At 63.5% G+C, this 11,086-nt stretch carries 12 protein-coding genes and 1 pseudogene; 2 read left to right on the forward strand and 11 right to left on the reverse strand.

The features are described 5' to 3' along the window. Positions 1-53: 53 nt before the first annotated feature. The 6 genes and pseudogenes from A9975_RS01895 to A9975_RS01920 form a co-directional block, all read right to left on the reverse strand. Complete coding sequence (locus tag A9975_RS01895; protein ID WP_183031160.1) at positions 54-1,664, reverse strand: ABC-F family ATPase; 1,611 nt, start codon at positions 1,662-1,664, stop codon at positions 54-56. A gap of 230 nt (positions 1,665-1,894) precedes the next feature. Continuing rightward, positions 1,895-2,869 (reverse strand): muramoyltetrapeptide carboxypeptidase, encoded by a 975-nt coding sequence (gene ldcA / locus A9975_RS01900; protein WP_183031161.1) that lies wholly within the window; start codon positions 2,867-2,869, stop codon positions 1,895-1,897. Next, on the reverse strand, positions 2,866-3,534 hold the full coding sequence (gene tadA, locus A9975_RS01905) for a tRNA adenosine(34) deaminase TadA (protein WP_183031162.1): 669 nt from the start codon (positions 3,532-3,534) through the stop codon (positions 2,866-2,868). Before tadA ends, ldcA begins: the two co-directional genes overlap by 4 nt. Positions 3,535-3,556: 22 nt before the next feature. Further along, positions 3,557-4,033: a 6-carboxytetrahydropterin synthase QueD gene (queD, locus tag A9975_RS01910; RefSeq protein WP_006159634.1), complete on the reverse strand. Its 477-nt coding sequence runs from the start codon at positions 4,031-4,033 to the stop codon at positions 3,557-3,559. 58 nt (positions 4,034-4,091) lie between these two features. Continuing rightward, entirely contained in the window at positions 4,092-4,739 is a 648-nt protein-coding gene (gene queE / locus A9975_RS01915; protein WP_183031163.1) for a 7-carboxy-7-deazaguanine synthase, read from the reverse strand. A 251-nt stretch (positions 4,740-4,990) separates the two neighbouring features. Beyond that, a pseudogene (locus A9975_RS01920) lies at positions 4,991-5,754 on the reverse strand (LysR substrate-binding domain-containing protein). Between the two features lie 105 nt (positions 5,755-5,859). Here A9975_RS01920 and A9975_RS01925 point away from each other — a divergent pair. Further along, complete coding sequence (locus A9975_RS01925; protein ID WP_183031164.1) at positions 5,860-7,071, forward strand: MFS transporter; 1,212 nt, start codon at positions 5,860-5,862, stop codon at positions 7,069-7,071. Between the two features lie 69 nt (positions 7,072-7,140). Here the strand turns inward: A9975_RS01925 and A9975_RS01930 are convergent, their stop codons facing one another. Beyond that, entirely contained in the window at positions 7,141-7,647 is a 507-nt protein-coding gene (locus tag A9975_RS01930) for a DUF1993 family protein (protein WP_183031165.1), read from the reverse strand. 181 nt (positions 7,648-7,828) lie between these two features. On the opposite strand from A9975_RS01930, the gene A9975_RS01935 reads away from it, so the two are divergent. Further along, entirely contained in the window at positions 7,829-8,230 is a 402-nt protein-coding gene (locus A9975_RS01935; protein ID WP_183031166.1) for a hypothetical protein, read from the forward strand. Between the two features lie 88 nt (positions 8,231-8,318). On the opposite strand, the gene A9975_RS01940 is transcribed toward A9975_RS01935, so the two are convergent. From A9975_RS01940 to A9975_RS01955, 4 genes are all read right to left on the reverse strand, one after another. Further along, the gene (locus A9975_RS01940; protein WP_043346781.1) at positions 8,319-8,558 is read right to left on the reverse strand and encodes a hypothetical protein; all 240 of its coding nucleotides are present in this window, start codon (positions 8,556-8,558) and stop codon (positions 8,319-8,321) included. Between the two features lie 453 nt (positions 8,559-9,011). Then, positions 9,012-9,290 (reverse strand): PAAR domain-containing protein, encoded by a 279-nt coding sequence (locus A9975_RS01945; protein WP_183031167.1) that lies wholly within the window; start codon positions 9,288-9,290, stop codon positions 9,012-9,014. An 18-nt stretch (positions 9,291-9,308) separates the two neighbouring features. Continuing rightward, the gene (locus A9975_RS01950; RefSeq protein WP_183031168.1) at positions 9,309-9,965 is read right to left on the reverse strand and encodes a hypothetical protein; all 657 of its coding nucleotides are present in this window, start codon (positions 9,963-9,965) and stop codon (positions 9,309-9,311) included. Further along, positions 9,962-11,077 (reverse strand): DUF6708 domain-containing protein, encoded by a 1,116-nt coding sequence (locus A9975_RS01955; RefSeq protein WP_183031169.1) that lies wholly within the window; start codon positions 11,075-11,077, stop codon positions 9,962-9,964. Before A9975_RS01955 ends, A9975_RS01950 begins: the two co-directional genes overlap by 4 nt. Between the last annotated feature and the right edge of the window lie 9 nt (positions 11,078-11,086).

The following is an 11,086-nucleotide window of genomic DNA, read 5'->3' on the forward strand; positions in this document are numbered from 1 at the left end:
AAGAAGGGCCGCACATGGCGGCCCTTCTTGTTGGCTCGGCTGACGCTTGCCGCTTAGCCGTCGATACCCTGCGATTCCAGGTACTCGTCATACGTACCCAGGTAGTCGGTCAGCGTGCCATCGCTGCGCACTTCGATCACGCGCGTGGCCAGGCCGCTGACGAACACGCGGTCATGCGAGACGAAGACCAGCGTACCCGTGAACTTGTCCAGCGCGATCTGCAGCGATTCGATGGATTCCATGTCCATGTGGTTGGTCGGCTCGTCGAGTGCCAGCACATTGTGGCGGCCCAGCATCAGCTTGCCCCAGATCATGCGGCCCTTCTCGCCGCCGGACAGCACCTTGACCGACTTCTTGATGTCGTCGGCCGAGAACAGCAGGCGGCCCATGGTGCCGCGCAGCGACTGGTCGTCGTCGCCGGCCTGGGTCCACTGGCTCATCCAGTCGATCAGGTCACGGTCGACCGGAAATTCCTCGAAGGTGTCCTGCGGCATATAGCCGACATTGGCGTTCTCGGCCCACTTGATGGTGCCGCGATCGACTTCCACGCCGCCCTTGACGGTGCTGCCCAGCAGGCTGCGCAGCAAGGTGGTCTTGCCGGCGCCGTTTTCGCCAATGATGGCCACGCGCTCGCCGGCCTGGATCGCGATCGACAGGTTGTTGATGACCTTGCGATCGTAGGTCTTGGTCACGCCCTCGGCTTCCACGGCCAGGTTGTGCAGCTTCTTGTCGAACTCGAAGCGGATGAACGGGTTCTGGCGCGACGACGGCTTGATGTCCTCGACCTTGATCTTGTCGATCTGCTTCAGGCGCGACGTGGCCTGGCGGGCCTTGGACTTGTTGGCCGAGAAGCGGCGCACGAAGTCCTGCAGCTCGCCGATGCGCTCCTTGGCGCGCGTATTGGCCGCCAGCTGGCGCTCGCGAGCCTGCATGGAGGCTTCCATGTAGTCGTCGTAATTGCCCGGGTAGACCTTGAGCGTGCCGTAGTCCATGTCGGCCATGTGCGTGCACACGGAGTTCAGGAAGTGGCGATCGTGGGAGATGATGATCATGGTGGAATTGCGCTCGTTGAGCACTTCTTCCAGCCAGCGGATCGTATTGATGTCGAGGTTATTGGTCGGCTCGTCGAGCAGCAGCACGTCCGGGTTCGAGAACAGGGCCTGCGCCAGCAGCACGCGCAGCTTCCAGCCCGGCGCCACGTTGCTCATGGTGCCCTGGTGCTGGTCGGTGGGGATGCCCACGCCCAGCAGCAGCTCGCCGGCACGCGCCTCGGCCGTGTAGCCGTCGTACTCGGCATACTTGGCCTCCAGCTCGGCGGCCTTCATGTAGTCTTCGTCGGTGGCTTCGGGGTTCGCGTAGATGGCGTCGCGCTCGGCGGCGGCGGCCCACATCTCGGTGTGGCCCATCATGACCACATCCAGCACGCGCATGTCTTCATAGGCGAACTGGTCCTGGCGCAGCTTGCCCAGGCGCACGCCCGGCTCCAGCATGACGGTGCCGGCGGACTGCTCGAGGTCCCCGCCGAGGATCTTCATGAAGGTGGACTTGCCGCAACCGTTCGCGCCGATCAAGCCGTAGCGGTTGCCCTCGCCGAACTTGACCGAGATATTCTCGAACAACGGCTTGGGGCCGAACTGCATGGTGATGTTTGCGGTAGAAAGCACGTCTGGGACCTTGTATGGATGATGAGGCGCGGGACTTGCCGCGCTTGCCTCGGGCTGCCGCCCTGCTGATGGCTGTGCAAATGGCTAATCGCTTGATTTGCTTGGCTGCGTGGACGGCGCAAAGCCAGGCATGGCAACCTGGTGGCGCGTTGGCGCGGGGCCCGGGCAGGGAAATCGGGAAACAACCCGCGATTTTACCACTGGCGGGCAAAGGAACGAAGCGATAAGCCTCAGATGTGGGCGCAAGACGGCGCTTTCAACACCGGGTAACCCGACAGCGACAGCGAAAATCCATCCGCACGTGCGCTCAACTGCGCCTGCCCGCCCACCGGCAGGGTCAACTTGCGCGGGCAGTGGCCAAACGGCAGGCCGGTGAGGACCGGCACCGACAGGCGCTCCTGCATGTACGCCACCACGGTGGGCAGGTCATAGCCGTTGTCGTAATCCGTCACGCGGTAGTTGGAAAAGTCGCCCAGCAGGATCGCGCGCTGCGCACCAAGCACGCCAGCCTGGTCCAGCTGCAACAGCATGCGCTCGACCCGGTAAGGCGGCTCGTTGACGTCTTCCAGGAACAGGATGCCGCCCTGCACCGCCGGCATGAACGGCGTGCCCAGCAAGCTGCACAGCATCGCCATGTTGCCGCCCCACAGCGTGCCCGACAACGCGCCCGTGAAAGGCTGGCCGCCAGCCTGAGGCGCATCCACGTCGATGGTGTAAGCCGGATCGCGCAGCACGCCGTCGAAGTGCTGCCACATGAACGAATCGACCACGTCCGCGCCAAAATCCGCCAGCAGCATCGGGCCGGCAAAGGTGACGCCGCCGCTGGCCGCCAGGTACGCCAGCTGGAAGGCCGTGAAATCGCTGTGGCCGACGATGGGCGTCTGGCTGGCGCGCGCCTGCTCTGCAATGCGGGCAAAGTCGACCCGCTCCAGCAGCCGTGCGATACCGTAACCGCCGCGTACAGCCAGCGTCAGCTCGTGCGCCGCGCCGGTGCCGATGGCATGCAGGTCGGCCAGCCGTTCGGCATCGCTGCCGCCAAAGCGCAGGTAGCGGCGCGCCAGCACATCCGGGTTGCCGACATGAAAGCCCTGCCCCTTGAGCCAGGCGCAGCCGCGCGCGGCGATGGCAACGTCGTGCGGATAGCCGGAAGACGCGATCAGGCGGACTTCGGTGGCTGGCGTGGGCGTAGGCGTGGACTGGCTCATGCGTCGGGGTTCTGGCTTAGGTCGGTGTCGGTGGGGGCAGCAGGTGCGGCAGCGGCGCAATGCGCGCAGCCAGGCGCATCGCTTGCCCCCGCAGCCTGCGCGGCTTCTTGTGAGGCTACTTGCGCCGCCTTCTGCGCGGCCTTCTGGGCCCGGCGCCTGCCACCGAAGAAATCCTTCAGCATGCGCGAGCACGCTTCGGCCATCACGCCGCCGGCAATGGTGGTCTGGTGATTGAGCTGTGCCTGCTCGAACAGGTTCAGCACACTGCCCGCGGCGCCGGTCTTGGGATCGGTGGCGCCAAACACCACGTGGCGAATCCGTGCATGCAGGATCGCGCCGCTGCACATCACGCAGGGTTCCAGCGTCACGTACAGCTCGCACTCCGGCATGCGGTAGTTGCCGATCACGCGGGCAGCGGCGCGCAGCGCCTGCATTTCAGCATGCGCGGAAGGATCGACCGAGCGGATCGGCAGGTTGTGGCCGCGCGCGATGATGGTGTCGTTCCACACCACGACCGCGCCCACCGGGACTTCGCCGGCGGCTTCGGCCAGGCGCGCTTCGTCGAGCGCGGCCTGCATATAGCGGCAGTCGCGCGCAAGCGCCGGATCCATGGAAAGATCCGGGCTTGCCAGGCTGGCCTCGGGCGGGAGGGTCGGCTCGGTCATCGCGGCTGGGTCATGCGGCGAGTCAGTCCTGCGCCGGCAGGCTGAAGGCGGCGCTGACCTCGGCCCAGCAGTTCGGGGTCTCGAACAGCACCAGGCGGGTGAGCTGCAACTGGTGCCCGAAGCAATCCTTGAACACCGGGGCAAGCATGTCGAAGGCGATCTGCGCGAGGTTCTCCACGGTCGGGATGGCGTCAAGCACCACCGTCTTGTGCCCGTCCATGGTCTGCAGGAAGTTCAGCAGCGCGGTATCGCCGCGATGGATCAGGAAGGCGTGGTCCCACTTGGACACCAGGTGTTCCGTGGCCAGCGCCTTGATATCGCTGAAGTCCAGGATCATGCCCTCGTCCGAGGCGCCAGCACGATGCAGCACCTCGCCCGACAGCGTCAGGTCCAGGCGATAGCGGTGGCCATGGATGTTGCGGCACTGGCCGCCATGGTTGGGAATGCGGTGGCCGGAGTCGAACTCCAGCCGGCGGGTAATGGAAACTTGCTTGTTCATGTGGGCCAATGGGTGCCGAGGTGTGCCGGTGCGTACCGGCGCGATTTGCGCGATTTGCCTACCGGATGCCGAGCAGCTTGTGGGTCTGCAGCGAAAGGCGCCAGAGCGGGCGGCGCTGGCAGAACTCCACCGCCAGCGCGGTATTTTGCCGTGCCAGCGGGCCATCCATGGCCTGCACCAGGAAATAGCGGAAATCAAGGCGCTCGTATGCGGCGAAATCCTGGCCTTCCTGCGGGATCACCACCTTGAGCTCGTCGCCGCGCCTGACCACCAGTTCGGAACCCATCTTGGGGCTCACGCAAACCCAGTCGATGCCCTCGGGCACCGGCAATGTGCCATTGGTCTCGATGGCGATCTCGAAGCCGCGCGCATGCAGCGCGTCGATCAGCGGCGCATCCAGCTGCAGCAGCGGCTCGCCGCCCGTGCAGACCACCAGCGCACGCCCGGCGGCGCTGCTGTCCACGGCCTGCGGCCACTGGGCCGCCACCTTGTCGGCGAGCGCCTCGGCAGTGCGGTACTTGCCGCCCTCGGTGCCATCGGTGCCAACGAAGTCGGTGTCGCAGAACTGGCAGACCGCGCTGGCACGGTCTTCCTCGCGCCCGCTCCAGAGATTGCATCCGGAGAAGCGGCAGAACACGGCTGCGCGGCCCGCGTTGGCGCCTTCGCCCTGCAGGGTGTAGAAGATTTCCTTGACGGCGTAAGTCATGCTGGCTGGTAAAGCTCTGGTAGCTTTTATAGGTGGTGCTGTGGGTGGTGCAGTGAGGCAGTCGGTGCACGGCGCGCGGCGAATGCCGGGCGGGCAACTGGCGACGAGTGGCGACTCTTGGCCAGACTATTGGCCAGGAAACTGCGGCGAACTCGCTATTTTCGCACAGGAGCGCAATCCGCTCCAGCCGCCCCCTTGATTTCCCCTATTGCCAAGCCCATGCCCGGGCGCTGCCCATGGCCCGCGCCGGCCTAAAGTTGCGCCCAAGCCGCTTCGCGCAGCTTGCCGCCGACAAAATCCAGGAAGCTGGCGATGCGTGCCGAAAGCTGGGTGTTGAGGTAGTAAACCGCGTTGATAGACTGACGTTCGTCAATGGTGTGCGCCATCAGTACCTGCACCAGGTCGCCGCGGCGCCGGTCCGCGTCGGTCATGAAGTCCGACAGGCAGACCAGGCCCTCGCCTGCCAGTGCCAGCTGGCGCAGGGTTTCGCCGCTCGATGCCGACAGATGCGGCGTGATCTGCACCTCCTCGCCCACGGCAGCGCACGCGCATGCAGGGTGGAGTCCCGCAGCGTGCCGATACGAATCGCCACGTCGGTGCGATGCTCGAGCAGGTCGATGATCTGGTCGTTGGTATTGAGCTCCAGCTCGATTTCCGGATACGCCCGGCGGAATTCCCCGATCAGCGGCACGATCACGTGCAGCATGAACGGGGATGCAGCGTTGACCCTCAGCCGTCCCGCCGGCCGCTGGCGGCGTACGGCCATCTGCTCCTCCGCCAGTTCCACGGAAGCCAGGATCGCGCGCGCGTGAGCCAGCAGTGCCTCGCCCTCCTCGCTCAGCGCCAGCCGGCGCGTGGTCCGGTGCAACAGGGTGGTGCCCACCTTCTCTTCCAGGCGGCTCAGCGCACGGCTGATGCCGGAGACGGTCTGCCCCAGTTGCTCGGCCGCAGCCGTGATGGAGCCGCTGTCCACGACGGTGGCAAAGGCCTGCAGTTCTTCGAGAGTGATCTTCATTGTTGAATACTAATCAAATATTTTATCCAGATCACCCACTTATTCTGCAAAAAAGACTGCGGCAAACTGCGTCCATCCTAATTCCGGACGCTCCTGGAGCCCACCATGCCCATTGCCCTGTTCGCGCTGACCATCAGCGCGTTTGCCATCGGGACCACCGAATTCGTCATCGTCGGCCTGATTCCCACCATCGCCGCCGATCTGCACATCACCCTGCCATCGGCCGGCCTGCTGGTCAGCCTCTATGCGCTCGGCGTGGCCATCGGCGCCCCGGTGCTGACCGCCCTCACCGGCCGCCTGCCGCGCAAGGCGCTGCTGCTGTCGCTGATGGCCCTGTTCACGCTGGGCAACCTGCTGGCGTGGAAGGCGCCCGGCTACGAATCGCTGATCCTGGCGCGTATCCTGACCGGCCTGGCCCACGGGGTGTTCTTCTCGATCGGTTCGACCATCGCCACCAGCCTGGTGCCGAAGGAAAAGGCCGCGAGCGCCATCGCCATCATGTTCACCGGCCTGACCGTGGCGCTCGTCACCGGCGTGCCGCTGGGCACCTTTATCGGCCAGCATTTCGGCTGGCGCGAGACCTTCCTCGCGGTGTCGGCGCTCGGCCTGGTCGCCTTTGTCGGCAGCCTGATGTTTGTCCCGGCCAATATCCGCCACGGCGCCCCAGCCTCGTTGCTGCAACAGGCCAAGGTGCTGGCCGAACCGCGCCTTTTGCTGGTCTACGCCAAGACCGCGATCGGCTATGGCGGCTCGTTCATCCCCTTCACCTTCCTCGCTCCCATCCTGCAGGATGTATCGGGCTTCAGCGCCGGCGCGGTCGGGCTGGTGATGCTGGTGTATGGCGTGTCGGTCGCCGCGGGCAACATCTGGGGCGGCCGCCTGGCCGACCGCCACGGCCCCATCGCCGCACTCAAGATCGTGTTCCTGCTGCTGTCCATCGTGCTGTTTACGCTGACCTTCACCGCGCCGCACCGCTGGCTGGTGGTCGTAACCGTGCTGGCCTGGGGCGCCGTGGCCTTCGGCAATGTGCCGGCGCTGCAGGTCTATGTGGTCAAGCAGGCGGAGCGCTATGCGCCGGGTGCCGTCGATGTGGCATCGGGCCTCAATATTGCCGCTTTCAACCTGGGCATTGCCGGCGCGGCCTGGGCCGGCGGCCTGATCGTGACCCATATGGGCCTGATGCATACGCCGTGGATTGGCGCGCTGGTGGTACTGGCGGCGCTTGGCCTGACCGTGTTGAGCGGGCGGCTGGACCGGCTGGACCAGCTGGAGCAACACCCCTTGAGCGAGCGCAAGCTGGCCGCCACCCGGGCCTGACCCCGGCGCATCACGCCTGTTCCAGCATGGAGGCGCGGCAGGGGCGGCCGGCAAAGGCCGCCCTCTCGATCAGGACAGGCCGAGGTAGTCGCGCTTGCCCACCGGCACGCCCTTGTGGCGCAGGATGTCGTAGGCCGTGGTCACGTGAAAATAGAAGTTCGGCAGCACAAAGCCCAGCAAGTAGGACTTGCCATCGAGCGTGACGGGCTCGGGGCGCAGCTTGAGCTCGATGGTGCGCGTTTCGCTGCCCTCGAGCTGGGCGGGCTGGATGGTGTTCAGGAAGGCTACCGTCCTGGCGATGCGCTCCTGCAGTTCCGGGAAGGTGGTTTCGGTGTCCGCAAACGACGGCATCTCGATGCCAGCCAGCCGCGCCGCGCAACCCTTTGCGCTGTCGCTGGCACGCTGTACCTGTGCCGGCAGCGGGTCCATATCCGCCACCAGGCGGGTCTGGATCAGGTCGGCCGGGTCCATGCCCTGCGCCTGCGCGAATGCGGCGCCCTTGTCCAGGATGGCCGACAAGTTGCCAAAAGCCCGGATAAAGGCCGGGATCGATACTTCATACATCGAGAGCGACATGGGGGTGTCCTTGGATGGTGATTGCCAGACGCGGCAGGTTGCGCGACACGGCGAGGATAAACCTTCCGGCGGTTTCTCGCCGACCGGCCGGTTCAATCCCGGCAAGGGCCAGCGCTCAGCCGTCCGCTTGATTTAAGATACTCCCTGCCCCTCCGGATGAAGCGCACATCGCCTCGACGACATGAATGCCCCCTTTCCGATTCGCAAGGAGTGTCCGCCAGGCGCCTGCACATGCGGTCGCGAAGCGCTGCTGGACGACCCGCAATCCGACATGCGGATCCTGAGGCTGACCCGGGAAGAGGAAAAGCGACTGATCGCCCGCCTGGAGAGCCTGTCGAGCCTTGCCGAGCTCAAGGACATGGAAAAGCGCATGCATGCGCAGCTGGGCATCGTGGTGACAATCACACCCAGCATCCACGAAGTGCGCACGGTGCGCGGCATCAACATCCAGGTGGAAGAGCAAACCGGCTTGTGCCGCAAGACCAAGCAGGCGATTCCCGCGGCGATACGCCGTTGCCTTGAGACAAAGCCGGATATAGCGTACGCGATCCTGAACGCGCACGACTTGCTGGGCGGCGCCTGAGGCCTCTTCCCCAGCTGTCATTCCGCCACGATCTTCCTGTCGCTGGCGATGTGCTTGCACTGAGCAAGTTGCGCGACACAGGATGCCCTCAGACGACAGACAGCGGCGAAGGCGACAGATCGAGCATGATACGAAGCTCGACGTTGTCCGGATTGCGCGGCTGCCAAACGCGACCGATGACCACAAAGATGATTGGCTGTCCCGGGAACTGAATCAGGTCGCCGATCACGGGTGTTATCGCGCCGGTGTGGGGTGTCAGATCCAGGTCGATGTCTCTTGCTGCGGCTTGAGCGGCCGGGGTGAACTCAAGGGTGATCGTCAGCTTCATATGGACCCGTTCGTGGTTGAGAATATTGGATCATTGGATGCTTCCATTCTTCCACATTGCGCTGGCCCGCTCCTGCGCCACCGCGACCTGCTTGCGCGGCGCATGCGCTTTGCCGGCGTGGCTTTTCTTTTTGGTGTGTCATTGCCAGCATTCCGACAAGTGCGGCCGCATCGGCCAGTAGCAGGAGAGACATTCCTGTGTGCGTTTTGCGTCGCAAAGACCGTGCACACGACGCTCTCGTTACGCCTTCTATTCCGGTAGCTATGTCGCTTCAATGCACATTACGACTGCTATAACAAGCCTATCGACGCGTAATCACCCGACCTGTTCTTCAGACGGATTGCCAGATTGCTGCATCAATGCCCGATACCATAACGGCCGCGATGGCGATGACAACTAGCAACAAGATCAACTCAGCGAGTTTTGCCAACAGGTATGCGCCACCGCCCACTTCTAACCCGCCGATGCATCCGAACTGGCAATCAGCATGCAGCCGCACTCTGTTCCGTCGCCCTCGCAGGCGGCTTCACCGCCATCCAGCATCAGATCCGAGCTGGCCTCGATGATCTTGTTGATACCGTGCGGCCGGCCATCCGGGTACTTGGCCAGGCAGTCCACCAGGTCGCCCAAGCGCGCTATTGGCTCGCCGTCCAGCAAGTCGTTCTCTGAGCCGGTGATAACTACGCCGCCATGGGTGGTCTTGTCGCCCTTCTTGATGAGCTTCTTTGCCATAACATTTCCGCCTTCTGCTTATTCCGCCGTCTCACCGCTGACCGCCTCGCGCGAAACGCCTGGCACAAAATGCCATGCGCCAGCCTCTGGATCAAAGACGGCAATCTGGTTCATGTCGCGCACATCGATATCACTCCGGAAATCATTTGCCGACCGACACATTTCTTTCACCGCGCGGTGGTATCGCTCTGCATCCCACATGCTCTGGCTGGCAACGGTCTCCTGCCACGCAAACAACCCCGCGTTCTCGAAGATGAGATCGACCTCTCGCCAGGCGTCAAGACTGGTGCGGATCGATACACTCTCCCCAACTGGGTAAGCATGAACAGCATCAGGAATGTTATATGCCTGCAACCCGCCGTGCGGTCCCATGATCAGATGCTCATCCTTCGCGCAAAAGCCGCAGATAACCTCCACACACACAAAACCATCCGCACGGGCTAGCCTGAGCCAACCCGGGTCAAGCTGATCCAGCCGAACGTGGGTGTGCGTGCTTGACGACACCTTGCCACTGCGCGACGAGTGCAGCATGGCATCGAGCGGCGACAGGTAGGTCGTCAGCATGATTTCACCTTCCCATTGCATCGCCAGCAGGCGCGCATTTTCATTGCCGTTGGCCAATCGGTCCGAGACACGCACGCAATAAAGCGTAGGCGGCGTTGTGATGGTCGTCATGCCGTGGCCTCCGTCTGCTGCCGGATCAGGTCTTCCGCCTCCGCGCGAGTCAAGGCACCTTCGCGCCTGCGCTGCGGCTCCAGCTCCCACACCCGCGCCAGGTCTTCTCGCGATGGCTTGGATTCGGGTCCACCTGGTACGCCAATGTAGTCGTCGGCATACGGTCTGGCGTAGGGATCATTGGGCTCTGGTTTGCAAGCTGCCTCAATCTCCGGCGGCCACACCGGGTTGCTACACGTAACGAGCACGAGCCAGCGGGCGAAGGCGTCGAGCAGGGCGAAAGGCGAAAAAATGACGTCGGTCAAGTTCAAGAACAGCCCAGACGATTTCCCCCCTGCGCAAATCTTGTAGCCCTCCCAGAACGTTTCCCGTACTGCCAAGAAACGATACGGCTCAGGCAAATTGGTGGGGCCGTCCTGCATGTAACGCCGGTAGTACTCCCATTGCGCGTAAGCTTGGTCGAGCGTGAAGACGAACTTGCCGAGCACGAAGGCCCGCACCACGTTGCCTTGCGCATCAAGTTGGTAATGCCGGATGTCGTACATATCATAGGCGCGCGAGAGCCCGCCCATGCGCCGATGGCCGACGCAGAAAAACTCGTCCTCGCTCCATGGCACTTCCCACATGCCATCGCGGTCCTTGGTGCGCATGGCATAGATGCACCGGGTCTTCCGGTTCAGCCGGATGGGACGCCGCTTCAGGGTGAACAGGTTCCGCCGCATCGGATCGAAGGCCAGCAGGCCGAAGAAACCGGCTGCAGAAGTGCAAAAGATCGTACCAAAAATCACACCAAACCAGTTCCCCTTTCGGGCCATGACTTCCGCTGGGTGATAAAAGGGAAAATACAAAAACATGATCGCTTGTGCTAAACAAAAAAGCGTTGCGACCGAGCAGATCATGCAGAGCATCCCGACATTCTGCATGCGTGTCTGCGACTCGTCGGTGATCTCCAGGCATGTCGAATCAATCCGATAGACGTTGCCGCATTCCATCACGTCCTCACTGGCTGGCTTGTCAATGAACAGTCGGTGTTCCAGCTCCCACCTGCCTAGCGGTTTGCCCTTCTGCCGAAAATAGAAGGGCGTGCGCTCATCTTTCGTCGGAAATTTCATGATGCGATC

Origin of the sequence: Cupriavidus sp. UME77 (assembly GCF_014170355.1) — a bacterium.
Taxonomy (GTDB): Bacteria; Pseudomonadota; Gammaproteobacteria; order Burkholderiales; family Burkholderiaceae; genus Cupriavidus; species Cupriavidus basilensis.